At 68.5% G+C, this 26,599-nt stretch carries 20 protein-coding genes and 1 pseudogene; 14 read left to right on the forward strand and 7 right to left on the reverse strand.

What is annotated here, in order from left to right:
- Nucleotides 1-95: 95 nt before the first annotated feature.
- Nucleotides 96-1,297: pseudogene (locus tag ACXJKQ_RS13275) on the forward strand (IS3 family transposase).
- 29 nt (nucleotides 1,298-1,326) lie between these two features.
- Here the strand turns inward: ACXJKQ_RS13275 and mdoH are convergent.
- The gene (mdoH, locus tag ACXJKQ_RS13280; RefSeq protein ID WP_457106206.1) at nucleotides 1,327-3,078 is read right to left on the reverse strand and encodes a glucans biosynthesis glucosyltransferase MdoH; all 1,752 of its coding nucleotides are present in this window, start codon (nucleotides 3,076-3,078) and stop codon (nucleotides 1,327-1,329) included.
- Nucleotides 3,079-3,210: 132 nt separating this feature from the next.
- Between mdoH and ACXJKQ_RS13285 the strand changes: the two genes are divergently transcribed.
- Genes ACXJKQ_RS13285 through ACXJKQ_RS13300 form a run of 4 tightly spaced genes read left to right on the forward strand, consistent with a single transcriptional unit; the run spans nucleotide 3,211 to nucleotide 6,453 of the window.
- Nucleotides 3,211-4,083 (forward strand): zinc-dependent alcohol dehydrogenase, encoded by an 873-nt coding sequence (locus ACXJKQ_RS13285; RefSeq protein WP_457106274.1) that lies wholly within the window; start codon nucleotides 3,211-3,213, stop codon nucleotides 4,081-4,083.
- A gap of 29 nt (nucleotides 4,084-4,112) precedes the next feature.
- Complete coding sequence (locus tag ACXJKQ_RS13290) at nucleotides 4,113-4,517, forward strand: 6-pyruvoyl trahydropterin synthase family protein (RefSeq protein WP_457106207.1); 405 nt, start codon at nucleotides 4,113-4,115, stop codon at nucleotides 4,515-4,517.
- The gene (locus ACXJKQ_RS13295; RefSeq protein WP_457106208.1) at nucleotides 4,490-5,566 is read left to right on the forward strand and encodes a glycosyltransferase family 4 protein; all 1,077 of its coding nucleotides are present in this window, start codon (nucleotides 4,490-4,492) and stop codon (nucleotides 5,564-5,566) included. The genes ACXJKQ_RS13290 and ACXJKQ_RS13295 overlap by 28 nt, the downstream gene beginning before the upstream one ends.
- A complete protein-coding gene (locus ACXJKQ_RS13300) occupies nucleotides 5,563-6,453 on the forward strand; it encodes a class I SAM-dependent methyltransferase (RefSeq protein WP_457106209.1) in 891 nt (296 codons plus the stop codon). Before ACXJKQ_RS13295 ends, ACXJKQ_RS13300 begins: the two co-directional genes overlap by 4 nt.
- Here the strand turns inward: ACXJKQ_RS13300 and ACXJKQ_RS13305 are convergent.
- Nucleotides 6,427-6,963, reverse strand: a complete 537-nt coding sequence (locus ACXJKQ_RS13305) for a cytochrome b (protein WP_457106210.1) — start codon at nucleotides 6,961-6,963, stop codon at nucleotides 6,427-6,429. The two genes, ACXJKQ_RS13300 and ACXJKQ_RS13305, sit on opposite strands and share 27 nt — an antisense overlap.
- Nucleotides 6,963-7,661, reverse strand: a complete 699-nt coding sequence (locus tag ACXJKQ_RS13310; protein WP_457106211.1) for a RibD family protein — start codon at nucleotides 7,659-7,661, stop codon at nucleotides 6,963-6,965. Before ACXJKQ_RS13310 ends, ACXJKQ_RS13305 begins: the two co-directional genes overlap by 1 nt.
- 144 nt (nucleotides 7,662-7,805) lie before the next feature.
- Here ACXJKQ_RS13310 and ribA point away from each other — a divergent pair, with 144 nt between their 5' ends.
- Nucleotides 7,806-8,918, forward strand: coding sequence for a GTP cyclohydrolase II RibA (ribA, locus tag ACXJKQ_RS13315; RefSeq protein ID WP_457106212.1), 1,113 nt, complete (start codon nucleotides 7,806-7,808; stop codon nucleotides 8,916-8,918).
- Nucleotides 8,919-9,335: 417 nt separating this feature from the next.
- On the opposite strand, the gene ACXJKQ_RS13320 is transcribed toward ribA, so the two are convergent.
- The 3 genes from ACXJKQ_RS13320 to ACXJKQ_RS13330 form a co-directional block, all read right to left on the reverse strand.
- Entirely contained in the window at nucleotides 9,336-10,094 is a 759-nt protein-coding gene (locus tag ACXJKQ_RS13320) for an SDR family oxidoreductase (protein WP_457106213.1), read from the reverse strand.
- Between the two features lie 13 nt (nucleotides 10,095-10,107).
- Entirely contained in the window at nucleotides 10,108-11,322 is a 1,215-nt protein-coding gene (locus ACXJKQ_RS13325) for an ABC transporter substrate-binding protein (RefSeq protein ID WP_457106214.1), read from the reverse strand.
- Between the two features lie 241 nt (nucleotides 11,323-11,563).
- The gene (locus ACXJKQ_RS13330) at nucleotides 11,564-12,352 is read right to left on the reverse strand and encodes an alpha/beta fold hydrolase (RefSeq protein ID WP_457106215.1); all 789 of its coding nucleotides are present in this window, start codon (nucleotides 12,350-12,352) and stop codon (nucleotides 11,564-11,566) included.
- A gap of 126 nt (nucleotides 12,353-12,478) precedes the next feature.
- Between ACXJKQ_RS13330 and ACXJKQ_RS13335 the strand changes: the two genes are divergently transcribed.
- The 8 genes from ACXJKQ_RS13335 (at nucleotide 12,479) to ACXJKQ_RS13370 (ending at nucleotide 23,624) form a co-directional block, all read left to right on the forward strand.
- A complete protein-coding gene (locus ACXJKQ_RS13335; protein ID WP_457106216.1) occupies nucleotides 12,479-13,111 on the forward strand; it encodes a GntR family transcriptional regulator in 633 nt (210 codons plus the stop codon).
- A 55-nt stretch (nucleotides 13,112-13,166) separates the two neighbouring features.
- Nucleotides 13,167-14,690: an aldehyde dehydrogenase gene (locus ACXJKQ_RS13340; protein ID WP_457106217.1), complete on the forward strand. Its 1,524-nt coding sequence runs from the start codon at nucleotides 13,167-13,169 to the stop codon at nucleotides 14,688-14,690.
- An 84-nt stretch (nucleotides 14,691-14,774) separates the two neighbouring features.
- Nucleotides 14,775-16,172, forward strand: coding sequence for an MFS transporter (locus ACXJKQ_RS13345; RefSeq protein ID WP_457106218.1), 1,398 nt, complete (start codon nucleotides 14,775-14,777; stop codon nucleotides 16,170-16,172).
- Between the two features lie 183 nt (nucleotides 16,173-16,355).
- Nucleotides 16,356-17,474 (forward strand): alpha/beta fold hydrolase, encoded by a 1,119-nt coding sequence (locus ACXJKQ_RS13350; RefSeq protein ID WP_457106219.1) that lies wholly within the window; start codon nucleotides 16,356-16,358, stop codon nucleotides 17,472-17,474.
- Between the two features lie 390 nt (nucleotides 17,475-17,864).
- Nucleotides 17,865-18,755: a cobalamin B12-binding domain-containing protein gene (locus ACXJKQ_RS13355; protein WP_457106220.1), complete on the forward strand. Its 891-nt coding sequence runs from the start codon at nucleotides 17,865-17,867 to the stop codon at nucleotides 18,753-18,755.
- 474 nt (nucleotides 18,756-19,229) lie between these two features.
- On the forward strand, nucleotides 19,230-19,442 hold the full coding sequence (locus ACXJKQ_RS13360; RefSeq protein ID WP_457106221.1) for a hypothetical protein: 213 nt from the start codon (nucleotides 19,230-19,232) through the stop codon (nucleotides 19,440-19,442).
- Between the two features lie 613 nt (nucleotides 19,443-20,055).
- On the forward strand, nucleotides 20,056-21,570 hold the full coding sequence (locus tag ACXJKQ_RS13365; protein WP_457106222.1) for an ATPase domain-containing protein: 1,515 nt from the start codon (nucleotides 20,056-20,058) through the stop codon (nucleotides 21,568-21,570).
- Entirely contained in the window at nucleotides 21,570-23,624 is a 2,055-nt protein-coding gene (locus tag ACXJKQ_RS13370; RefSeq protein WP_457106223.1) for an ATP-binding protein, read from the forward strand. The genes ACXJKQ_RS13365 and ACXJKQ_RS13370 overlap by 1 nt, the downstream gene beginning before the upstream one ends.
- Before the next feature lie 374 nt (nucleotides 23,625-23,998).
- Here the strand turns inward: ACXJKQ_RS13370 and ACXJKQ_RS13375 are convergent, their stop codons facing one another.
- Nucleotides 23,999-26,320, reverse strand: a complete 2,322-nt coding sequence (locus ACXJKQ_RS13375; RefSeq protein WP_457106224.1) for a CHASE domain-containing protein — start codon at nucleotides 26,318-26,320, stop codon at nucleotides 23,999-24,001.
- Nucleotides 26,321-26,599 lie beyond the last annotated feature (279 nt).

Here is a 26,599-nt window from a genome sequence, read left to right on the forward strand (position 1 = left end):
GATATGGGCCGTCATGCCGCCCCGCCGAAGAACTGATCCTCCCTCGTCCTCGCGGACACCTCTGATACCTTCATGCTGAGTGGGGAAGGTGTCGGATGGCGAAGACGAGACGGGAGTTCACGCCCGAGTTCAAACGGGAAGCCGTTGCCCTGCCGGGGAGCAGCGGCCGGCCGCAGATGCAAGTCGCGGCCGAGCTCGGGATCCAGCCCTCGATGGTGCAGCAGTGGCGTGCAACGCTGAACGGGGCTGAACCCTAACCGCGGCCGCCAGGATCGACCGGGGCCGCTCCGCCAAGCCCGGTCGCCCGCCGTCCGACCAGGCCGCCGAGATCGCCCGTCTGCGGCGTGACCTCGACCGCACGCGCATGGAGCGCGACGTGTGAAAAAAGCCATCGGCATCTTCGCGGAAATGCCCAAGTGACCTTCGCCCTCATCGAGCAGCATGCGTGGACCTGGCCGGTGCGTCTCATGTGCCGCGTGCTCGGAGTCTCTCCCAGCGGCCTCTACGGTTGGCGGTCGCGGCCCGAGAGCGCCCGCTCGGCCTCCAACCGCCAGCTCCTGGACGACGTCCGGCGCATCCATGCCGCCCACCACCGACGCTACGGTGCCCCACGCGCGCATGCTGCCCTGCTGGCCGAGGGCCGGTCTGTCAGCCGTGGGCGGGTAGAACGTCGCATGCGCCGGCATGGCATCCGTGCCCTGGCGGGGCGTCGGTTTCGGCCCTGCGCGACCGACAGCCGTCACGATCTCCCGATCGCGCCCAATCGCCTGAAGCAGGACGTCTCGGCCGCGCGGCCGAACACGGTCTGGCTGGCCGAACCGAAGGACCGCGGAGCGACATCACCGACCTGCCGACCGGCGAGGGCTGGCTCTACCTGGCCGCCGTCCTCGATCTGGCCGCGCGCAAGAGCGTCGGCCGGTCGATGCGCGATCACATGCGCACCGAGCTGAGCGTGGCGGTGCTGATGACGGCCGCCCAGCGGCAGCGACCGGCCGCCGGGCTCATCTGCCACTCGGATCGCGGCAGCCCGTACGCGGCAGAGGCCTACCGGAGGCAGCTTGCCAGCCTGGGGGCGAGGCCTTCCATGAGCCGGCCGGCCCGCTGCTACGACAATGCCCCAATGGAGAGCTTCTTCCACACTCTCAAGGTCGAGCTCGTCCATCAGCGACGATGGTCAACCCGGGACGAGGCCCGACGCAACCTGTTCGCTTACATCGAGGGCTACTGCAATCGGCAACGCATCCACTCGGCGCTCGGCTATCTCACGCCCGAGCAGGCCGAACGGACCGCAAGCTGATCTCCCCGTGTCCGCGAATTCAGGGGGGATCACAGGGCGAATTCCTCCGGCAAACCACACAGCCCGTGGCGCCGCATCACCTTGCCCAGGGCGGGCAGGCTCGTCGTGACTGCGAACGGAATGCAGAGCATGGGACCCGACAGCAGCGGAAGGCTCCACAGGAACGCGGTCGGACTGAACCAGAGCGTCCAGAGACCGAGCACCAGCCCGAAGGCGCAGCAAGGCCAAAGGCGCCTGCTGGCCGTGCCGAGCGCGACACGGCCTCCGTCTCGATCCTGGCAGCCCCATGCCGCGGGCTGCCCCGCCAAGCTCCGGACCATGGCCATTGTTAAACAGCAGCAGAGCACAGAGAAGAGGTTGAGCGAGACTACAAGCTCGACGATGGCGCCTGCGGCGAACCGCACCCGACCGCCGTATCTGCGCGACGCCGAAGCAGACGCGAGGATCTCGGCATAGCCGGCAAGCTTCGGTGCCATAGAGGCGGCGAGCCACCCCAGATAAAGCGCCGCCGCCAAGCCGGAGGGAAACGGATCCACCGCCTGCAGCGCCGCGAGGGGCATCAGCAGCAGCGCGAGGACCAGCGCGGGCGCGGTGAGGAACATCATCACGGCCGCCACGAGCTGGAAGCGGCTCGTCGCAGCCAGCCGGGGCAGAGCCAGTAGCCGGACGTATTGCAGATTGCCCAGGCACCAGCGCGCCTCGCGCTCGACATGGTCGAGCAGCGTCGGGGGGTTGTCCTCGAAGCTCCCGCCCTCGACCGGCAGCACCCTGACCTCGTAGCCGGCCCGGCGCATCAGCACCGCCTCGATCTGGTCGTGCGACAGGATCGGCCCGCCGAAGGGACCCGCCCCGAGAACCGGCAGGCGGCACGATTCGGCGAAGGGGGCAATGCGCACCAGCGCGTTGTGCCCCCAGAACGGGCCGCAATCGGCGGCCCACCACGCCGCCCCCATCGTGTAGGGGCGCATGCCCTGGCGCATACCGAACTGGAAGATCCGCGCGAACGGGCTGAGCGCGGGTGTTCCGACGACGAGGCTCTGGAGGATGCCGATCCGCGGATGGGCCTGCATGATCCGCACGAGGTCGAGGATCCGCTCCCCATCCATCACGCTGTCGGCGTCCAGGGGCAGCATCAGCTCGTAACGCCCGCCCTCCGCCTGGCAAAACGCCTGCAGGTTCCCGGCCTTGAACCCGGTATTGGTCGGGCGGCGCCGGTACGCGATCCGGTCCCGGGCCTCCGGATCCCGCGCGCGCCACGCCGCCACCGCACGCTCTTCGGCTGCGGCAGCCGGATCGTTGCTGTCGCTGAGAACGTGGTAGGCGAAGTGGGCTCCCCATCCGGTGGCGTCGAGGGCCGCCTTGACCTGCTCAAGCCGCGCCAGCGCACGGCCGGGATCCTCGTTGCGCAGCGGCATGACCACCGCGGTGGCGACGTTGATCGGCTCCGACGACGGGATCCGGAAGGGCGCCACGGCCGCGAGCCCTGCGGAACCCCGAGCGCGCAGACACAGACCGATCAGCGCGTTCCAGACGCCCAGAACCGTCCAAGGAAGCATGACCGCGCAGCAGGCGAACAGGGCGAGGTCGACGGCGCTCCAGCCCCCGGCTCCCAACACGACCCCCGCGAGGCACAGCACCGTGAGGCAACTCGTCACGTTCAGGACAAGAAAGGCCCTGCGACGACGATGGAGAATCGCGGCCGATTGTAGGCCCGCCGGTGTCGTGGAATGAAGGCCCTCCTCAAGCTCCACAGCTTGGGACGGGGGTGGGACGTGAAGCATTCTCGGGAATCCGACGCGGCAATTCAGAGCGGAGGGCAGACGCGGGCACTCTGGTATACCGCCGCGGGCCGCGCCGAACTGCGGCACGAGGCGCTGCCGCCCGCCGCGCCCGGCGACGTAGCCGTTGAGACCCTGTGGACCGCCCTCAGCCGCGGGACGGAGAGGCTGGTCTTCCACGGCCTCGTTCCGGACGCGGTCCAGGCGCGCATGCGCGCCCCGGCGCAGGAAGGCGAGTTCTCCTTCCCGGTCAAGTACGGCTATTGCGCGGTCGGCCGGATTTACGCCCCCGGGGAAGGATCTCCGGTTCATGTCTTCGCGCTGCGGCCCCATCAGGAGCGGTTCGTCGCGTCCCGCGACAGCCTCCATCCGATCCCGCCCGGCGTCCCGCCGCGCCGGGCCGTCCTGGCCGCCAACATGGAGACCGCGCTCAACGCGATCTGGGATTCCGGGGCCGGGCCGGGGGATCGCATCGCGGTTGTCGGAGCCGGGGTGGTCGGGCTGCTCGTGGCCTATCTCGCGGCGGGCATCGTCGGCTGCGAGGTCACGGTGATCGACCGCCTGCCCGAGCGGGCTCCCCTCGCCCGACGGTTCGGCGCCGCCTTCGCCGATCCCGGCGCCGCGCCTCCGGGCGCGGCGGATGTGGTGTTCCACACCAGCGCGAGCGCGACAGGCCTCGCCGAAGCCCTGACCCTGGCGGGCGACGAAGGCCGTTTGGTCGAGCTGAGCTGGTACGGCAACCGCGCCGTGAGCGTGCCGCTCGGGGCGGATTTCCATGTTCGGCGGCTCAGCATCGTCTCAAGCCAAGTGGGCCAGGTGTCCGCCTCGCGCCGCCCACGCTGGAGCCACGCCCGTCGGATGGGCAAGGTCCTCGAGCTGCTCGCCGACCCGCGCCTCGACGCGCTGATCTCCGCCGAGGTCGCCTTCGCGGACCTGCCGCAGGCCCTGCCGCAGCTACTCGCCCCCGAGGCGGGCGGGCTCTGCACCGCCGTCCGCTATCAGTCCTGAACCGCAGAAGCCGTCACGGGAGCCCCATCATGTATGCCATCGAGGTCCGCGATCACGTCATGATCGCCCACAGCTTTCGGGGGGCGCTGTTCGGACCGGCCCAGGCACTGCACGGCGCCACCTTCGTGGTCGACGTCGCCTTCTACCGGCCGACCCTGACCGAGGACGGCGTCGTGGTCGACATCGGCCGGGCCGGCGAGGCGCTCAAGCGCATCCTGGCGCCGCTTACCTACCAGAACCTCGACGCGCTGCCACAGTTCGCGGAGATCAATACCACCACCGAGTACCTGTGCGGGCACATCCACCGGGAGATGGCCGCCGTTGCCCAGGCCGGCGGCCTCGGTCCGGGCGGGGACGGCATCGTCCGGATCCGGGTTACGCTTCACGAATCGCACATCGCGCGGGCATGGTTCGAGGGGCCGGTCGCGGCGTGATCGCGGCGAGCCTCTGCGTCCCGGGCGACATCGCCACGCCGACGGGGGGCTACGCCTATGCCCGCCAGCTCCTTGCGCGTTTGCCGCGGGCAGGTGTGGCGGTCTCGCTGCTAGCCCTGCCGGCCTCCTTCCCGTTCCCGGACGCGGCCGACCTTGCGCAGACCACCACCCTGCTGGCCGCGGTTCCCGCTCGGACGGTGCTGCTCGTCGACGGCCTCGCCTACGGCGCGCTGCCGCCTTCCGTGATCGCCGCGGCTGGCCCGCACCGCATCGTGGCCCTCGTCCACCATCCGCTCGGCCTGGAGGCGGGCCTCGATCCCGCGGCATCGGAACGGCTTCTCGCCAGCGAGCGTGCAGCGCTGGCGCTCGCCGCCCGCACGGTGACGACGAGCCGCTTCACCCGCGACCTCCTCGTCGCCGCGTTCGGCGTTTCGCCGGAGCGGATCGCGGTGGCTGAGCCCGGCACCGAGCCGGCCCGGCGGGCGGCAGGGAGCGGGACGGGGCCGGTGCACCTCCTGGCGGTCGGCGCCGTTACCCCACGCAAGGGTTTCGATCTGCTCGTGGACGCCCTCGCCCGTCTGACCGATCTCGGTTTCGCGCTCACCATCGTGGGCGCCCTGGACCGCGCTCCCGACCATGTTGCAGCCCTGCGCGGACGGATCGCGGCCAGCGGCCTTGAGGCGCGGATCTTCCTGGCGGGTGCCGTCTCCGCGGACCGGCTCGCGGCTCTCTACGACCGGGCCGACATCGTGGTCTCGCCCTCCCACTTCGAGGGCTACGGAATGGCCCTGGCGGAGGCCCTGGCGCGGGGCCTGCCAGTGGTCGCCACCACGGGCGGCGCGGCCGCCGACACGGTGCCGCCCGCGGCCGGACGGAAGGTGGCGCCAGGGGATCCGGCCGCCCTCGCCGAGGCTCTGCGCGTCCTGATCGACGATCCAGACCGTCGGGCGGCGGCGGCACAGGCGGCCTGGGAGGCCGGGCAACGTCTCCCGACCTGGCACGACACGGCACGCATCGTTGCGGAAAGCCTTAAGCAGGTGCATCCATGAGCGGCTTCAGCAGTGAGTGGCTCGCCCTCCGGGAGCCGGCCGACCTTCGCGCCAGGGACCCCGCCTTGGTCGAGGCGCTCGCCGGCATCCTCGCCGCCAGGCTCGCGGAGGGCTCGCACAGGGCAGGGGCGCTCGCCGTCGTCGACCTCGGATGCGGCACCGGATCGAACCTGCGCGCCATGGCCCCGAAGCTCGGACCGAGGCAGGCCTGGACCCTCGTCGACAACGACCGCACCCTGCTCGCCGCGGCCCGGGAGGCGCTGTCGGCGTGGGCCGACCGATCGGAGACCCTGGCCGAGCAGTTGGTCCTGGAGAAAGGCGGCCGGGCGATCACGGTGAGCTTCGCGGCGTGCGATCTCTCCGCGGATCTAGGGCGGATCCTCGACCCCACGCCCGACCTCGTGACCGCCGCAGCCCTCTTCGACCTCGTCGCACAGGACTGGCTCGACCGCTTCGCCGCAACCGTCGCGGCTTCCGGCGCCATCTTCTACACGGCGCTGAGCTACGACGGGTTCGAGGAATGGCAGCCGCCCCACCCCGCCGACGCCGCGCTGCAGGCGGCTTTCCTGGCCCATCAGGCGCGCGACAAAGGCTTTGGCGCGGCGCTCGGTCCCGATGCCACAGCGGCGCTGGCGCGGGCGTTCGGCCGGGCCGGCTACGCGGTGCGAACCGCCGCGAGTCCTTGGCGCCTGGGACGGGAAGACGAAGGACTGATCAGACAGCTCAGGGACGGCAAGGCGCGGGCCGTCGCGGAGACGGGCCTCGTCCCCGCAGAGGCGATCGCCGCTTGGACCGGGGCGCGGAGCGCGCCGGGGACCGGCGCGGTCGTCGGCCACCTCGATCTGCTGGCCGCTCCGGGATCAGCCGCGGACGAGCATCCGCCGTAGGGTGCCGTCGCGGCGGACGACGTGGTGATGTAGCGCCGCCGCGACGTGGAGGCCGACGAGGGCGACCAGCGCGAAGGCCGAGACAGCATGGGCCTTCAGGATCGCCTCGCCCACCGGCATGCCGCCGGAGATCGGCAGGGTCAGCGGCAGCCACCAGAATAGGTTCACGGGGGCGCAGCAGGCGGAGGTGCCAACCCAGCCAAGCAACGGCACCAGCAGGATCAGCAGGTAGAGCCCGGCGTGGGACGCGCCCGCCGCGCGCCGCTGCCAGGCAGGGATGCCGGCCTCGGGGATCGGAGCCCCGCGCGAGAGCCGGATCAGCAGCCGGGCCAGGACCAGGGCCAAGACGACGAGGCCGAAGGACTTGTGCCACTCGTAGAGCTGGTTCTGCAGCGGCCCCTCGCCGACATTCGTCATCGCGAGGGCTACGGCTACCTGCTCGACGATCAGAAGGGCGACGGCCCAGTGGAGCAGTTTCTGGGTCGCGGAGTAGGCGGCCGGATGCGTCATTACGCGTCTCCTCCCTCTGCGCGGCGGCGCAGGTCGCAATCGAAGAGAACTTCGCCCCCGCCCAGATGGTAGCTCGTGGTGAGGGGCCGCATCGCCTCGCTCAAGGCGGAAATCGGCCGCAAATCGAGGCCGCAGCGGCCCGAGCCCATGAGCATCGGCGCCACCATCAGGTGGAGGCGGTCGATCGCCCCGGCGTCGATGAAGGACGACACGGTGCGAGCGCCGCCCTCGATGAGCACGCGCGCGAAGCCGAGGGATCCGAGCCGCGCCACGATCGCGCGCGGACAGAACGCGGCGTGGTCGGCCATCCGCACGGCCTCGGCGGATCGGGGCACCGCCGCGTTCGACCGGCAGACGACGAGGCGGCGCACGCCGTCCTCCGCGAGGCAGCGGGCCGTCGGTGGGATCCGGCCCGACGGATCGATGACCACCCGGGCGGGGCTCGCCCCGTCCACGCGGCGGACCGTCAGCAGCGGGTCGTCGGCGAGGACCGTGCCGATGCCCACGACGACGGCATCGACCTGCGCGCGGATGCGGTGCAGGTGATCCAGCGCCGGACAGAGGTTGATGTACTTCGAGTCGCCCGAGCGGGTGGCGATCCGGCCGTCCAACGACTGGCCGAGTTGCGCCACCACGAAGGGACGCTGCGCCGTGCCGGCCCGAAACGGCGCGAAGATCGCGCACGACGTCGCACCCATTTCATCGCTGCGCACGCGCGATACATCAAGCGTGGCCGGAGACGGCGGGTGGGCTGCGCCAATCCACTCTGAACCCGTCACGATGGTCATTCGCCGAGCCCCAATCACCGCGCGTGAAGCGGGCTTCCGTGTCAGAGGTATTCGATGGCCACGCTTTGGAAGTATTTAGAACGACGCGATGATCGCGAACAGGCGACGATTGCGCGCGCGATCGCGGAGCTGCGGGCCGGGCGGCCGATCCTTCTCGCCGGGGAGTCCCTCGCGCTGGTGGCCTGCGCGGAGTCGGCCGATGCCACCCTCATGGCGCTCCTTGCCGAGCGGGATGGCCCGGCGCGTCTGGTGCTTCCCGCGCCGCGGCTGCGGCGGCTCGGGCTCGAGGGCCGGTCCGAACCAGGAACCATCGACCTGCACACCCTGGCTCCTGACCGGATCACCGGTCTCGTCCTGTCGCCTGAGGCACGCCTCGACGCGCCCGTCGCGACGGCCTCGTGCCTCGACGAGACCGCGCTCGACCTCATGCGCCTCGCGCATGTATTGCCTGCCTGCATCGTCATGCTCCTGCCCGACGGGGAGCAGGGTCCCGTGGACCTTCTGACCGTCGAGACGGCCGCGATTCACGCCCGTCATCGCCTCGGCGTCCGGATCGTCAGCCGCGCGCCCGTGCCCCTGGAGGGTGCACGGGACAGCGAATTCGTCGTGTTTCGCGGAGGCGACGGTCTGCGCGACCACGTCGCGATACGGGTCGGGCAAACGGCTTCGGACGCCCCCGTAGCGGTGCGTCTGCACTCGGCTTGCCTGACCGGGGACCTCTTCGGATCGCTGAAATGCGATTGCGGCGATCAACTTCGCGGGGCCGTCAGGGACCTCGCGGCGAACGGCGGCGGGATCCTCCTTTATCTCGATCAAGAGGGGCGCGGGAACGGGCTCGCCAACAAGATCCGCGCCTACGACCTCCAGGCGTGTGGCTTCGACACGTTCGAGGCGGACGAGATCTTAGGCTACGGTCTCGACCAGCGCCGCTACGAGTTCGCGGCCGCGATGCTTCGGGATCTCGGTGTGCAGCGGGTCCGGCTGCTCAGCAACAACCCCGCCAAGATCGCCGGGCTTCGGTCCGCCGGCCTCGAAATCGTCGGTTCGCAACCGAGCCTCGGACGGGTCACCGCCGAGAACCTGTTCTACCTGACGCGGAAGCGCGACCGCACCGGACACACCCTGGGCGGCGACATCGCCGAGCGGATCGCCGCGGACATCACCTAGAGCATGTTGTTTTCAGACGGCAGCATATCCTGAGTTGACGAGGTCGTTTGCGCATTCGCTCGGAGCGACGAGATCGACGAGTTGGCCGATCGAGACTTGAACCGACTGGGACACCGAGCGGTGACGACATCTACGCGGCGAGGCCTGTTCTCGCTTGCGGCCGGTGCCGCGTCGCTCCTCGGATCCCGGCCCGCAGCGGCGCTCTGAGATGCTACGGTGCGCGACCGCGATCCCGCGTTCGAGATCCTCAATTCAAGCTTCGCTCGATACAACCCGCGCAGTGTCGGTCGGCTCGCCAAGTCGCACGAGAATTTCGGCCCGAAAATCTACACGCGGGCCGGGCCAACGCGACGAGGACGTCGAGGAGAGGCGAAGGATGACCTGTCGTCGTCGTGCGGGCCGTCCGAACGCCAAGGCTCAGAGCTTCACGCCTTCGAGATAGCCGCGGTTCCAGGTGGGGCTCATCAGGATCTCGTTGACGCAGACGGTCGCCGGCAGACGGGCGACGAACAGGATCGTCTCGGCGAGATCCTCTGCTTGCAGCATCCGGCCCTTGTCGTCGGCAGTCACGGGGACCGGCCGCTTGTCGAGGAGGGGCGTGGCGACCTCGCCGGGGCAGATACAGCAGGACCGGATGCCGTGCCCGCATTCCTCTTGGTTCAGGCTCTCCGACAGCGCCACCAGCCCGTGCTTGGCGGCGGAATACGCGGGTCCGGTGAGTTTCGAGACGTAGCGACCGGCCCAGGAGGAAACGTGAATGATCAGGCCGCTCCGCTGAGCCCGCATCGTCGGTAGCACGGCCCGCGAAGCGTAGAATGGACCGTTGAGATTGACGCCGACGACGGCGTCGATGCCGGCCGGCGTGATCTCGCTCCAACCGCGCTGCGGTACATTGAGGCCCGCCGAATTCACCAGCAGGTCGCATCGCCCGCAGGCGGCCTGGACTGCATCCCAGGCGCGCTGGACCTCGTCAGCCACGCCCATGTCGGCCGGCGCGACCAAAGCCTCGCCGCCCGCCCCGCGGATGAGGTCCGCAGTGTGTTCGAGGGCGTCCCGCCCACGGCCTGTGAGCGCGAGACGCACCCCGGCCTTCGCCAGCACGAGTGCGGCCGCCTGTCCGATTCCGGACCCGGCGCCCGTCACCCAGGCCACCTGTCCCGCGATGTCGCGCATCATGGTGAGCCTGTCCCTACGGCTTGCCGACAAGGGGGCAGCCGCCCTCGCTCATCGGTCGGAATGCCTGATCGGCGGGGATCGTCTCCAACACCTTGTAGAGATCCCACTCGCCCTTCGACTCCGACGGCGCTTTCACCTCGAACAAGTACATCGGATGTATCTTGCGCCCATCCGCCCGGACCGTCCCCTTGCCGAACAGCGGATCGTCCGTCGGGTTGGCCTTCATCCAGGCCATCGTCGCCTGCGGGTCCGTCGACTTCGTCGCAGCCACTGCCTTCAGGTAGTGCAGGAGGCCGGCATACACGCCCGCATGGTTCATCGTCGGCATGCTGTTGCCGTTGCGCGGGTAGAAGCGTTCGGCGAATGCCCGGGTCCCCGGGCTGAGGTCCCAGTAGAACGACTCGGTGAGCACCAGACCCTGCGCCGTTTGCAGGCCGATCGCGTGGACGTCGACGGCGTAGATCAGCAGGGCAGCGAGCTTCTGGCCGCCATCGGTCAGTCCGAACTCGTGCGCCTGCTTGACCGCGTTGACCGTATCGCCACCCGCATTGGCCAAGCCCACCACCTTCGCACCGGAGGCCTGCGCCTGCAGCAGGAACGAGGAGAAATCGGTGGCCGGGAACGGAACGCGGGCGGCGCCCAGGATCCGCCCGCCGCCTTTGTCGATGACCGCGGTGGCCTCGTTCTGCAGCGAGAGGCCGAATGCGTAGTCGGCGGTGAGGAAGTACCACGTGTCACCCCCGCGCTTCAGCATGGCGCCGGCGGTGCCATGCGCCAGGGCGTAGGTGTCATAGGTCCACTGGATGGTGTTCGGGGAGCATTGCTTGCCGGTCAGTTCCGTGGTCCCAGCCCCCGAATCGACGAAGACCTTGTTCTTCTCGCGCGTGACCTGGCTCACCGCCAGAGCCACCGAGGACGTCGGCACGTCGAGGATCGCGTCGACGCCGTCGCGATCGTACCACTGGCGGGCGACGGCGGCACCGACATCCGGCTTGTTCTGGTGGTCGGCCGAGACGATCTCGACCTGCAGATCCGTGTTCGTCTTGCCGAAATCCTCGACCGCCATCTGCGCGGCCACGACGGAGCCTTTACCGCCTGTATCCGCATAGACCCCGGACATGTCGTTGAGAATGCCGACCTTGACGTGGATCGGCTGGGCGGAAGCAGGACCCATCAGGGTGGCAAGGCTGATCGCGGCCGAGAGTAAGCTAGACCGGATCAACGCCATGGCAGACCATCCCCCGCTGCGAAATATTGATTGAGGCAAGGAGGGCACGCTGCGCGTCCCAGCGTCAAGCGCCGTTGCACAGTACGATTCGGCCCGCGCGAAACACAGGGGGCCTTCAGTGCCCTGTAGCTGACGCCGCCCGGGATCACCTCGGGCGGCCTACCGAAACCGCCGACCACGCGCGCCAAGGGGAAGACCCGATGCGGCCGACGGTGGTCCGACAGGTCGTGCAGACACCCGATCAACGGACGTCCTGCGACCGGAGGAATGCCATGACCTCCTCCGCGAACATCTCGGGTTTCTGAAGCTGAGGAACGTGAGCGCAGTCCGGTAGGATCACGAACTTGGCGTCGGACAGACCGTCGGCGAGCTCGCGCGCCATGGCCGGGGGCGTCGCCTCGTCGTGTTCGCCCACGAGCACGAGAGCCGGCACGCGGATCTCGGAGAGGCGCGGGCGCAGATCGAGACTCGCCAGGGCCGCGCAGGCCCCCTGGAAGACGGTCAAATCCGTCCGCAGAAAGGCCGCCCGTCGATCCGCCATCAGGGCCGGATGCGCGGCCTGGAATGCGGGGGAGAACAGGCGGCGCATCGCCGTGTCGGCAATCGCCTGCAGACCCTTCTCGCCGGCCACACCCGCCATGCCGCGAAAGGCATCGCGGCCTGGCTCGGAGAAGCAGGCGCCGCAATCGGCGAAGACGAGGCGGTCGAAGAGGTCTGCGTGGCGGAGGGCGCAGAGCAGCAGCACGAAGCCGCCATAGCCATTGCCGAGCCCAGCCGTCGGACGGCCCCCCGTCGCCTCGCGCACGGCCTCGGCGATCCGGTCGGCAATCGCCTCCAGGCCGCCCGGAACGGGCGCCGAACCGCCGAAACCGGGGAGTTCGGGAACGAAGATCCGGAAATCGCGGCCCAGGTCCGGGACAACCAGGTCGAAACTGGTGGCATCGGCGAGCAACGAGTGCAGCAGGACCAGGGGCGGTCCCTCGCCGGACGCGCCTACCGCAACCTGTCCTCCAGCGAACATCGCCTGCATTCCAGACCTCCCCAACTGCATCGACCGACGGTTGCATGCCGCTGTCGCATTCGGCGTGTCCGGCGGCAATCCGGTTGACGTGATATTTCACGAATGGCACCATGAGTCGATCGAACGAGGCCTTTCGTGCTGCTCCGTGACAACATCTACGCGGCGATCCGCGCCGACATCCTGGCTTGCGTCCTGCGGCCCGGTGCGGAGGTTCGCGAGCAGGAGCTGGCCCAGCGCTACGCCGTGAGCCGCCAGCCGGTGCGCGAGGCGCTGCTGCGCCTGGAGCGGGAGCGGCTGGTGACCGTTCACGCGCGGCAGGGATATCAGATCAACGCGATTTCAGTCGCGGATGCCCGCGATCTGCTGCGCATGCGCCTCGTGCTGGAGCCGGCCTGCGCCGCGGAAGCGGCAGCCGAGGCTTCGGAGTCCGTGCTCGGCGCGCTCGACGATTTCCGCGTCGTCGCCGAAGGCGCCGACTTCATCGCGGAGAATCGCGCCTTCCACATTGCCCTGGCCGAGGCGTCGGGCAATCGGCGCATGGCCGCCACCGTGCGCGATCTCGTCGAACAGGCCGACCGGCTGGTGCGGGTCAGCCTCGATGGCATCCGCGGACGCGATCCGGCGCAGCTGGTGGCCGAACACGTGGGCATCATCGACGCGCTCCAGCGCCGCGATGGGCGCGGCGCCCGGCGTCTCGTGCGCGAGCACGTTGCCCAGGCCGAGCGTCGCATCCTGACCGCGCTGGAGCGCAGCGCGATCGTCCTCTGAACGCCGCGACCCGCCTGAACCGGGGCGCGGCGAGCCACATATGGGAAGAGACGCCATGAACATGCGCGAGCCGGCTCCGTCGATCGAGACGCGGGGCAACTTCATCGATGGGCGGGAGGTCGAAGCCGGCGACGGCACGCTGATCGACGTGCGCAATCCCGCCACCGGCGCGGTCATCGCGCGGATCCCGAATTCCGGCCCGGCCGACGTTGACCGCGCGATGCGCTCGGCCCGCGCCGCGTTCGAAGGCAAGGCATGGGGCGGGATGGATGTGCGCGCCCGCGCGCGGCTGGTGAACCGGCTGGCCGACGCCTTCGAGGCCAATCTCGACGCGCTCTATCGCCTGGAGACCACCAACAACGGCCGGCCCGTCAACGAGACCCGGGCTCAGCTTTCGCGGCTGCCGGACTTCTTCCGCTACTTCGCGGGCGTGGCGCTGGCGCGGCGCGACGACGTGATCCCGGTGGAGGGCAACTACCTCAACTACACGCGGCGCACGCCGATCGGCGTCGTGGCCAACTGCACGCCGTTCAACCACCCGCTGATGATCCTGTGCAAGTCGCTCGCCGTCGTGCTGGCGACCGGCTGCACCACGGTGGTCAAGCCCTCCGAGTATACCCCGCTCACCACGCTGAAGCTCGCGCAGATCTTCACCGAGGCCGGCCTGCCGCCCGGCGTGTTCAACATCGTGCTGGGGCTGGGCGCCTCCACCGGCAAGGCGCTCGCCGAGCACCCCGACATCAACAAGCTGGTGCTCACCGGCGGTACCGAGGCCGGCCGGATCGCCGGCTCGGCCGCCGCCAGGGTCTTCGCCCACCAGACCATGGAACTCGGCGGCAAGACGCCCGTGATGGTGTTCGACGATTTCGACGTCGAGCGGGCGGTGAACTACGCGGCCTTCGGCGCCTTCATCGGCGCCGGACAGACCTGCGTGTGCGGCAGCCGCCACCTCGTCCAGGCCTCGATCTACGACGAGTTCGTGGAGCGGCTCGCCGCCAAGACGGCCTCCATCCGCCTCGGCGACCCCTTCGACACCGCGACCCAGCTCGGGCCGGTGATCTCCGAGCGCCAGCGCGAGCGGGTGCTGGCTTACGCCGGCTACGGGCGTGACGAGGGCGCCCGCGCAGTCGCCGGCGGCCGGGCCGCGCAGGTGCCGGGCTTCGAGGGCGGCTATTTCGTCGAACCCACCGTCTTCGCGGACGTGCGCTCCGACATGCGCATCTTCCAGGAGGAGGTGTTCGGCCCGTTCACGAGCGTCACCCGCTTCGAGGACGAGGCGGACGCCCTTCGCCTCGCCAACGACTCGCCGTTCGGCCTCGCCGCGGCCGTCCGCACGCGGGACGTCGCCCGCGCCCACCGGGTGGCCCACGCGGTGAAGGCCGGCATCGTCTGGATCAACGACCACCACCGTCTCGACCCGGCCTCCCCCTGGGGCGGCGTGGGCGACAGCGGGCTCGGACGCGAATGCGGCATCGAGAGCTTCAACGACCACTTCGACGTCAAGAGCATCATGCTGGCGACCGGCGACGGTCCCTTCGACTGGTACCGCGACACGGCCGGCCAGCGTCGCCTGAACTGACCGACGACGGCGCTGGGGGATGAGAGGTCCGCGCAAGACGGACCCCTTCCGCGCCGACCCTGATCCCGCGGAAGGAAACGCCCCATGCCAGAATCCGTGAGTCCGGCCGTCAACGCCGGAGGCCGCCTCGACCGTCTGCCGATCGGCCCGTTCCATCGCCGCATTATGTGGCTGATCGGGATCGGGATGTTCTTCGACGGCTTCGACATCTACATCGCCGCCACCGTGCTGGGGGCGACCCTGAAGAGCGGCTTCTCCACCCTCCCGCAGAACGCGTGGTTCGTCTCGGCCACCTTCCTGGGCATGATGGCCGGCTCGTTCCTCACGGGCTTCTTCGGCGACCGCTACGGACGGCGCTTCACCTACCAGGCCAACCTGCTGGTCTTCGGGCTTGCCGCCATCGGCGCGGCCTTCGCGCCGAACATGACGGTGCTGATCATCCTGCGCTTCATCATGGGCGTGGGACTCGGCGCTGAGAATGTCGTGGGCTACTCGACCATGACCGAGTTCGTCCCGGCACGCTCGCGCGGGCGCTTCCTGGGCCTCATGGCGGTGTTCGTCGTCACGGGCCTGCCGGCCGCCTCCCTGCTCGGCTATATCGTGATCCCGGCCTTCGGCTGGCGGGCGATGTTCGCCCTCGGCGGTGTCGGGGCGCTGGCGGTCTGGTACGCGCGCAAGAGTCTGCCGGAATCGCCGCGCTGGCTCGAAGCCGTCGGGCGCCACGCCGAGGCCGAGACGCTGATGCGGTCGATCGAGGCCGAGGCGAGCCGCGGCGCGCCCCTGCCTCCGCCCGTGGCCATGGCTCCCGTCGTGCAACTCGGTCTCGGGGCGCTGTTCCGGCCGCCGCTCCTGTCGCGCCTGCTGCTGGGCTGCCTGTGCCTCGTGGTGATCAACACCCTGCTCTACGGCTTCGTGACCTGGCTGCCGACCTTCTTCATCCGGCAGGGACTCTCCGTGGCGACCTCCTTCGGCTACGCGCTGCTGATGGGGCTCGGGGCACCGGTGGGCAGCGCCATCGGCGCSCTRACCGCCGACCGCTGGGGCCGCAAGCCGACSATCATCGGGGCTTCGGCGGCAGCGATCGTCTTCGGCATCCTCTACCCGATGACCCTGGATCCGATCCTTCTGCCGCTGGTGGGCTTTGGCCTGACGGTGCCGATCTACGTCCTCGTGGCGCTGCTGTTCGGGATCTACATTCCCGAGTTGTTCCCGACCGAGATCCGGCTGCGGGCCTCAGGCCTGTGCAACACGGTCGGGCGCGGGGCCACGATCGTGACGCCCTTCCTGGTGATCACCTTGTTCGAGACCTACGGCATCGCGGGCGTGACCGGCCTGATGATCGGGCTGCTCGCGTTGCAGATCGTCGCGGTCGCCCTGTTCGGTGTCGAGCCGCGCAGCCAGAGCCTCGAGAGCCTCGAGGCCGGGATCGTGCCGACGGGTGAGACGACGGCGCGGGATGCCGTCCCCCGGCCGGTCGCATGAGCCGATGAGCGCGTCGATCGGTGCCGGCGCCGAGTCTGGGAGCACGCAGGCCAGCCCGCGTTCGCGTCGTGGCGGTGCCTGCGGCGGGCATGTCCTCGCGGGCGCAGGCGGAATGCCGACGACGGCCGGGTCCGCGAACACCGGATCTCGTGGTCGGCGACAATGAGCGAAGGGAGCAGACAGATGAGGTCACGGGTTGCCGGAGCGACGGGCTTGGCCTTCACCGCCATGGTGTCGCTGGCCGGGCTGTCGACGGCAGGCGCGCATGGGCCGGATGCACCGCCCCATCAGCTTTACGCCATCGGCGACCTGCCCCTGGAGAATGGCGAGGCGATCCACGACTTCGCGATCTCGTACGTCACGCACGGGACGCTGAACGCCGACAGATCCAACGCGATCCTGATGGTGACGGCGATCAGCGGAAATCACCACCGGATCGACTTTCTGATCGGCCCGGGCAAGGCCCTCGACACCAACAAATACTTCATCGTCGCGACCGACGCGATCGGCAACGGATTGAGCACCAGCCCGAGCAACAGCGTGCGCCAGCACGGGCCGGCCTTCCCGCATTTCTTTATCCGCGACATGGTGGAGAGCCAGAAGCGGCTGCTCGATCACCTCGGCATCACGCACCTCGTGGCGGTCGCGGGCGCCTCGATGGGCGGCATGCAGGCGCTGCAATGGGGCGTGAGCCATCCCGGCCTGATGGATGCGCTGGTGGCGATCACGCCCATGGCCCGCACGGCGCCCTGGTCGATCGCCGTCAACGAAACGACCCGCAGGGCCTTGATGCTCGATCCGGCGTTCAAGGATGGCGCCTACGGGTCGCAACCGGAGCTGGGCTGGCGCCTGCGTGCCGACATCCTCCAAGTCCTCGCCACCCGCACACCGGACGCGCTGGCCGGCATCGCGCCGCAGGCGCTCGACATCCTGCCCTGGATGCGCGCGCAGGAGGAGGCGGTTCTCAAGACCGGCTTCGATGCCAATGACTGGATCGCGCAGACCTGGGCGTACGACCGTCACAACATCGGCGACACGCCCGGCTATGGCGGCGACCACCGCAAGGCGCTCTCCGCGATCAAGGCCCGGACCCTGATCATCACCGGCGGCGATCTCGACCTGTACAACCCCGTCGCCGAGGCGCGCGAGGCGGGCGCCTACATCCCGAACGCGAGCGTGCTGGCCATTCCCTCCGTCCAGGGCCACACCGCCGGCAGCGCCGCCAAGCCAGCCGACGTCGACTTCATGAACGCGGCGGTGCGCCCCTTCCTGGAGAGCGTCGCGGCCGGGCGCCCGCGATGAGATCCGGGAGCCTCGGAACCGACCCGCACCGTCCTGCCCCCCCGCCGGGACGTCGATGGCCTGAAGTCCCATCCTGCCTGCCTCCCTTCGCTCGGCGGCGAGACGGCGGCCGCTGGGCCGAGACGCGTTTTCCGATACGGCTTCGCCAGCACAGCCATCCCGGCGGCGACTGGGCGGGCTTCGGAGGCGCGGAGCGACCTGTCGCCGCGGCGCTGTGTGCGTGAAGGGGTTTGCTGACGCCGATTGCATCCGCGGGACAGGAGCGTTTCGCAGGCCCGTCGCGATCACGAGGGGGCGGCCTTTACATTCCGGCGCATGGCGGTTCTGATGGAACCCCGCGATCGATGGGCTACCAAAAGCTCGCGACGCACAGGCACCGGGAGGGGGACGATGCAGAACATTGCTTCGTCCGAAGGCCATTGGGGTGAGAATTCTCCCCCCGAGACCGAGCGGGCGGCGGAAGCGCGTCAACTCTACGCACGCAAACGCGCCGCCGAAGCCGCCAGAGAGCGTTGCCTGGTTCTGGGGCAGGTCGTTCAGGCCGAAATCCTCCCGCAACTGATGCTGCTGCATCGCGGTTTCGTGTCCGCCGAGACCAAACCCGTCTTCAAGCCGAACGTGGAACAGGTCGCCGCCTTCACCAATCTGGCACTCGCAGCGGAGGACGCGCCGATCATCGAGGCCTTCACGGCGCTGATGGCGAAAGGCCATCCGTTGGATCGCCTGTTTATCGATCTTCTGGCGCCGGCGGCGGCACTCCTCGGCCGCATGTGGGACGATGATCTGTGCGATTTCGTCGAAGTGACGACGGGGGTCGCGCGACTGCAGAACCTGATCGCCCGATTCCGGGTCGACGGCGATGCTGTTCAGCTTGACGGGAAACGGCGTCTTTTGCTGATGAGCGCCCCCGGCGAGGAGCACACGTTCGGCGTGCGCATCGTCGAGCAGTTCCTGCGCAGGGCGGAATGGTTCGTGTCGATCGGTCTCTCGTCCAGGCCGGACGAGATCGCCGATCTGGTCGCGTCCGAATGGTTCGCCGTGGTGGGCCTGACCCTCAGCAACGAGACACGGCTCGAGCCGCTCGCGCGGGCGATCCGTTCCGTGCGCCAAGCGTCGTGCAACCGAGCCATCGGTGTCATGGTCGGCGGGCCGGTATTCCTGAAGCGTCCCGCACTCGTCGAACAGGTGGGCGCGGACGCCTCGGCAGTCGACGCGGCGACGGCAGTCCTCCTCGCGCAACGCCTGCTCGAATTCGGCACCGACATCGCCAAGCGCGCTTAGCTTCGGCGTCCGGATCCCGAGACCAGGCCCCCGCTCCATCGCCGGCGCGGTTCAGGGCGTGACATTCCCAGCGTCGATTCGCCGTGCTTCCAACCCGGGCTACCGGCGCCGCATCCAAATCGGCCTTCGTGGCTCCTTAAGATCCAGTCGGGCTAGCGACCGACCAGGATCCGGTGGTCGACGTGCGCGTCGAGCGACTGACCGACACGACAAAATTCTGCACCCGCGGTCGAATAAGGACTTCGCGCGGCATTGCCTCGTTCGCGGCCCCCCCGTCGCACAGGGCCGAATCCAAGGCGCCAGGATATGCAGTCGGCGACACGAATGTAAAGCCGTCTTGACGTAAACTCAGATTTACACTCATATCGCGCTTGCAGTGATCCCGGCTGTCGGTCACAGGATTCCCTGTCACCTCGGCGGTACCGGCGACCCTCTGCGATCTGTTGACGTACCCGGCGCACGGATCGGTCGACGATGTCCAAGACCCGTACCTTCGGTGATCTCGCCGTGCCACGCGCCCATTGCGACGCGATAGCGAGCGTCCTCGGCGCCGACGCGTTCGTGAGGCTCAAGGGTCTCCGCGGGTTCGCCAGGAGAGGCCAGGAGGGCGGCGTGATGGCCCTCACATCAGCGACTGACGATCTGGAAGACCGGCTGGAGGGTGTCCAGACACAATTCGCAGCCTAGACTTTCTTACGGCCTGACATCATGGACGCGCCTTCAGGTTCCGAATCCGCAAGAATTCTAGCGCGAGCCTTCGTGGATGGAGTCGTGGAGTCATGCATTCAGAGAGGCGTGCCGATTGCGGCTCGGCTCAGGAAACTGCAGGCCGACCAGGAATTGATCGTCGACGTCTGTCAGATATCCGGCAATCGTCGAGACATTTATCAATTGATACTATCTGAAATAGCAGACCGTTTGAAAGCGCCATGACTTGTAAATCGACATTGAAATTATCCGCCTTTATTTGATCGATTGCGAATATTCTATCGAAATCAGCTTCATGCGAAGTGCGGCCGATGGCGGAGTGCCGCGACAGTGTCGAAAACTCAGTGGTCAGTGTCGCCCGCGATGCTGTGTACCGCGACGTCAGCCTGAATCGTGTTTCGGATCGCGACCCGTATCGTCGTGAAGCGGCGTCGCGTGGGTGATCGACGAGCGTCACTGTCGATGCACCCTCATCAAGATGTCATGGGACCATTTCGAGCGTCCTGCGTTATCGGTCGGTTCGTCATTCCATCAATGGCGTCCCTAAGCCAATCACCCGGCGGCCGGAGGCCGTCTCCCCATCGTGGTACCTATGCCTGCTGAGCGACCGACGCCTGCCTCCCCCTTCGTGCGGGAGATCCTGTCGACCGGCTTGGAAGGATTGGACGACGTCCTGTCGGGGGGGCTCACACGCGGGCGCCTCTACCTCCTGGAAGGCACCCCCGGCACCGGCAAGACGACGCTGGCTCTCCAGTTCTTGCTCGACGGCGTGGCATACGGGGAGAAGGGCCTCTACATCACGCTGTCCGAGAGTGCCGACGAACTCCGCGCCACGGCCGCTTCGCATGGCTGGTCCCTCGACGGGATCGAAATCTACGAACTCGTCAACGAACTCGGCCTCGACCCGGACAGCGAACAATCGGTCCTGCATCCCTCCGAGGTCGAACTCGGCGAGACGGTGCGGGAGGTCATCGACCGGGTCGACGACCTCAAGCCGGATCGTGTCGTGTTCGACAGCCTCTCGGAGCTGCGTCTGCTCGCGCAGAATCCGCTCCGGTATCGCCGTCAGATCCTCGCCCTGAAGCAGATGTTCGCCGCGCGAAACTGTACGGTCATCCTGCTCGACGACGGCACCGCCGACGTGCAGCTCCACAGCATCGCCCACGGCGTGATCCTGCTGGAGCAGTCGCAGCGGGAATTCGGTGCCGAACGCCGACGCCTCAACATCCTGAAGATGCGCGGCGTGAAGTTCCGCGGCGGCTATCATGACTTCGTCCTCGATACCGGGGGTATCGTAGTCTTCCCGAGCCTGGTCGCGGCCGAGCACCATGCCGCGTTCGATGCGCGATCCGCCTCCACCGGGTCACAGGAACTCGATCTTCTGCTCGGCGGCGGGCTGGTGGCCGGCACCAACACGCTGCTTCTCGGCCCGTCCGGCGTCGGCAAGTCCACCACGGCCGTCCGGTGCATGCTAGCCGACCTGGAGCGCGGCGGACACGCGACGTACTTCCTGTTCGACGAGGGGCAAGCGACGATGCTGACCCGCGCGCGACGACTCGGCATGGACCTGCAGCCTCACCTGGACAGCGGCAACCTTGCCATCGTCCAGATCGACCCGGCGGAGCTGTCGCCGGGCGAATTCGCGTGCCGGGTGCGCGAGGCGGTCGAGGAGCGCCGATCGCGCTTCATCGTCCTCGACAGCCTGAACGCCTACATCCATGCGATGCCGGGCGAGGAATACCTCGTGCTGCAGATGCATGAGCTTCTGAACTATCTGAACCAGCAGGGCGTCATGACGCTCCTGATCCTGGGCCAGCACGGCGTCATCGGCGATGTGAGGTCCGATATCGACCTGAGCTACCTCAGCGATGCCATCCTGCTGTTCCGGTATTTCGAGGCGAAGGGCGAGGTCCGGACCGCGCTGTCCATGGTCAAGAGCCGGATCAACGCCCACGAGCGGACCATCCGGGAGCTGAAGCTCTCGCCCGCCGGCATGCAGGTCGGCGAGGCTCTGACGGACTTCCAGGGCGTCCTGTCCGGCCTGCCGACTTACGGCGGTGCGGTGGACATGCTCGAAGGGAGCGCGGCCGGCGCGGGCACCCCGTGATGGCGCCATCGGAGGACGACGAGGATCGCGTCCTCATCCTGGCCCCACGCGGCCGCGACGCGGCCGTAATGGCCAAGCTGCTGGACAAGGCCGGCGCCGCATCCGTGATCTGCGCCGATGTCGCGGCGTGGCTGGACGGCCTGAAGGCGGCCGCGGGCATCTCGATCGTCACTGAGGAAGCCCTACTCGAGGTCGATCCGGCCGCGTTCGATGCCTGGGTCGAGGCCCAGCCCCCCTGGTCGGACTTTCCCTTCATCCTGCTCGCCACCCGCCAAGCCGGGCGGCGGACGGGCAAGGCCGCGGCCATGATCGAACGGCTCGGCAACGTCGTCCTGCTGGAACGGCCGATCAACGCGGAGACCCTGGTGAGCGCGGTGGGATCGGCCCTCCGCGTCCGGCGACGGCAATACCAAGCCCGCGAGCACATCCGGGAACGCGAGGAAGCCCAGGAGCGCTTGCGGGTCGCCAACGAGACGCTGGAACGCCGCGTCGCCGAGCGCACCCGCGAGGTCGAGGCGGCGCGCGAGACCCTGGCGTTCGCCCTCGACTCGGCCGGGATGGGATCCTGGGACCTCGACCTCGTCCACGACACCGCGCGGCGTTCAACCCGTCACGACGCCATCTTCGGCTACGACCAGCCGCTTCCATCCTGGGGCCGGTCCGATTTCCTGTCCCACGTGGTGCCTGAGGACCGATCAGCGGTCGAGGCGACCTTCGCCCAAGCGATGGAATCCGGCGCCTTGACTCTCGAATGCCGGATCATGCGCCCGGATGGCGCGGTGCGCTGGATCGCAGCCAAGGGCCAAGCCGAGTACCGCCCCGACGGCCAGCCCGTCCGCTTGGCCGGCGTCGTCCTCGACAGGACCGATCAGCGGAACACCGAGGAGGCGTTGCGCCAAGCCCAGAAGATGGAGGCGATCGGCCAGCTGACGGGCGGCGTGGCGCACGATTTCAACAACCTGCTGACGGTCATCGTCGGCGGCCTCGACATGGTCATCCGCAGGCCTGAGAAGACCGAGCGGGTTCTCCGCTTGGCGGAGGCGGCAATGACCGCGGCACGCCGCGGAGAGCAACTCACCCAGCAGCTCCTGGCCTTCTCGCGGCGACAGATGCTGCGGCCGCAGACGCTCAACCCGAACCGCCTCCTCTTGGACTTCAGGCCCCTGGCGGAACGGGCCGCCGGCGGTGCCATCGAGCTGGTCTTCGACCTCGATCCTGCGCTTGACCCCATCAGGATCGATCCCGCGCAGTTCGAGGCCGCGGTGCTGAACCTTGTGGTCAACGCCCGCGATGCGATGGACGGGGAAGGCCACGGCAATCGCATCGTCGTGCGCAGCCGAAACGTGCATCTCGACACCGCGGCGGTGGCCGACCGGGGCATCGCACCGGGCGCCTTCGTCGAGGTCTCGATCATGGACCTCGGGAGCGGGATCGCGCCCGAGAACCTGGCACGCGTGTTCGAGCCCTTCTTCACCACGAAGGAGGTCGGCAAGGGCACGGGCCTCGGCCTGTCCCAGGTCTATGGATTCACCCGGAGCGCCGGCGGGTTCGTCGGCATCGACTCCAAGGTCGGCGTCGGCACGACATTCCGCATCCTGATCCCGCGCTCGGCCGATCCGGCGGGGGAGGAGACAGGCTCGGGCCGGGAGGGACCGCTTCCGCTGCGCCGCGCCGCCGAGGGCGACACGGTACTTCTCGTCGAGGATGACGAGCAGGTTCTGACCATGGCCGTGGAAAGCCTCGAGGAACTTCACTACCGGGTCATCATCGCCCGCAACGCCGTCGAAGCCCTCGATCATCTGAAGGGGGTGGAGCGCATCGACATCCTGTTTTCGGACGTGATGATGCCGGGCGGCATGAATGGGTCGCAACTCGCTGTCGAGGCGCAACAGCTCCGCCCCGGCCTGAAGGTGCTCCTGACCTCCGGCTACGTCGCCGACCTCGACGAAGGCCAGGTCATCGGGCGCGGAGAGCTTCCGGTCCTCAGCAAGCCCTATCGGCGCGACGAACTTGCTCGTTCGCTCCGTCTCGTCCTTGGCGGCAGAACGTCGTGACATCCCGCACCGCCCACTCGCAAAATTGATTTTCCGCCAGACCAGGCTCGCTCGTCGATCTGAAGACAAAGATCGGCGTCCGTTATCTTGCCGTCACGTTATGATCGTTGATCTATCATATTTAGCCTGATGTCGAAATTAGACGGTCAATATGTATCAAATTACATCGATCTAGACTATAAGCAGATTGAATTATTCCCGATAACCGGCATCAGCACACATCGGGAGATCAGAGCTGTCATAGCGCCTCCGGACACACGCTCGAAGCGGGGCGCAAGACGGGTGTGAGCGCCGAGCCGCGCAGGTCTGGCCGAAGGCCGCAGAGGTGTTTCGGCATACAGATCGAAGCCGGCATACGCCCTCTGGCAGCCGCTTCAGCTCGCAATCAGTTCCCGGATGCGGACGGCCAGGGTGTCGACCGCGAAGGGCTTGGTCAGGATCCCCATGCCGGGATCCAGCCGGCTGTTGCCCAGCAACGCATTCTCGGCGAAGCCGGTGATGAACAGAACCTTGAGGTCCGGCCGGTTGACCCGCGCGGCATCGGCCAGCTGACGACCGTTCATGCCGCCAGGCAGCCCCACATCCGTCACCAGAAGGTCGACGCGCGCATCCGACTGCAGCACCTTCAGGCCGCCGCCGCCATCCGCGGCCTCGACCGCCGTGTAGCCGAGATCCTTGAGGACGTCGGCCACCAGCATGCGCACGCTCGGCTCATCATCCACGATCAACACGGTCTCGCCCGCCTCGGCCATCGCCAATGGGCGCCGCTCCAGACCTATGCCATCCGCATCCGCCTCGCCGCGATGCTGCGGGAGATGGATGCAAACCGTCGTTCCCCTGCCGACCTCGGAGATGATCCGCACCTGACCGCCCGATTGCTTGGCGAACCCGTAGATCATCGACAGGCCCAGGCCCGTGCCTTCACCCATCGGCTTGGTCGTGAAGAAGGGATCGAACGCCCTGGCGACGATCTCCGGCGACATGCCGGTCCCGGTGTCGGACACGCAGAGAGACAGATACTGCCCCTCCGGCAGGTCCTGTGCTTCAGACTGGAGGGTGTCGATCCAGCGGTTGCCGGTCTCGATCGTGATCCTGCCGCCGCCGGGCATCGCGTCCCGCGCGTTGATGCACAGGTTCAAGAGGGCATTCTCAAGCTGCGACGGATCGACCAGCGCGAGCCAGAGGCCGCTCGCACCCACGTACTGCACGTCCACGCTCGGGCCGACCGTGCGCTGGATCAGGTCGAGCATGCCACCCACCAGCCTGTTCACGTCGACGGCCTTGGGCGCCAGCGTCTGCCGGCGCGAAAAGGCGAGGAGGCGGTGCGTCAACGCCGCGGCACGTTTCGAGGCGCCCTGAGCGACCGCGATGTATTTCGCGACATCCTTGAGACGCCCCTGGCCGATCCGGGTCTCGATCAGTTCCAGCGAGCCGGAGATGCCCGCGAGCAGATTGTTGAAGTCGTGCGCCAGTCCACCGGTGAGCTGGCCCACCGCCTCCATCTTCTGCGATTGGCGCAGGGCCTCTTCCATGCGCGTGCGGTCCTCGCCGGCCTGCTGGAGGCGGTCGGCGGCGGCCCGCAGGTCGCGGGTCCGTTCTTCCACCCGCGCCTCCAGCGAGGCATTGAGCAGCCGGATCTCGTCCTGCGTGCGGCGTTGCCGGTACGCGGCGAAGGCGAGCAAGGTGGTGGCGAACAGTCCCCCGCCGCAGAGGAGCCAGATCTCCGGAAACGCCGCCGTGCGTTGTGGGGAGACGCGCTCCTCGAAGCGGACGGTCCACGTGCGACCGCCGAGGTCGAGCGTCGCCTCGCGGGTGAGGCGGCCGGCCTTCGCAACCGAGGCGCGTGCCGACCGATGCAGCAGCGTCGCCTCGCTCGGCGTGCCGTCATAGACCGCGAAGGCGGCGTCCTCTTCTGCCTCGGCCGCCACGATGCTGCCGAAGAGGTCATCGGCCCGGAAGGCGCCGAAGACGAAGCCCAGGAATTGCCGCCGCCGCTCGTCGACGTCGGGGGGCACGACTCCGTCGGTATAGACCGGTACGGCGACGAGGAAGCCGGCCTGCTTGTTCGCGTCGATCTCCTGAACGAGTTGGATCCGCGCAGAAGCGGCCGGCTGGCCCGTGTCGCGCGCGCGCTCGACCATGTTGCGACGGATCGGGTCGGACATCACGTCGTACCCGATCGCCGCCCGGTTGCGCGGGTTCGGCGGCTCGGCGAACAGGACCGGGCTGATCGTCGGGTTGTCCGTCGAGGGACGCACCCGAAAGTCGGCCACACCCAGGGCCTCGGCGCGCACGGCGAAGCGCTCCCGCTCGGAAGCGGACAGACTTGGCGTGAAACCGATTCCCAGAAAGCCGGGATACAGGCTCTCCAGATCGAGGCGCCGGACATACGCTCGGAAGTCGGCCAGCGTGACGGCGTCGCCCTTGGCCGCGAACAGGCCGGCGCCGCCGCGCAGAAGGGCGGTGTAGGTGCGGAACTGGTCCTCGATCGTGCGCAGCTCGATCTCGGTGGCGTGCAGAAAGGTCAGGCGGTCCCGCAACTCCGCCGAGCGCCAGAACAGGGCCGTGCTCAGCCCCGTCGCGAGCAGGCCAGCGGCCAGGATCGACGGCGGGATCCACCGCGCCGCCCGCGCCGGTCGAGAGGTTGTGCGAACTGGATCGCCGACGCGATTCTGCGATGGAAAAAATCGAGGCAAGGAATGGGTCCGGACGTACGGAGCGGCCGGTCGTGCCCGGGCGAACGCCCTGGCATGCCAGCCCATGATGGCGTCACCGGGGCAATTCCGACCGGGCCGTGCAACAGTCGCCGGCGAACCGGCCGCGTCGGGTCATCCGCGCGCCTGGCAGGCCGAGGGCGGCAGAGTCGATCGATGCGCCCGGCCACGGGTCCATCCCATGCGGCGTCCCGGGTCACGGCCGCTCTGACCATGGCCCCGCATTCGCGGACCGATCCGTGCAGGCCCCGACCGCGGCTT

This window comes from Methylobacterium sp. P5_C11, from assembly GCF_054049775.1.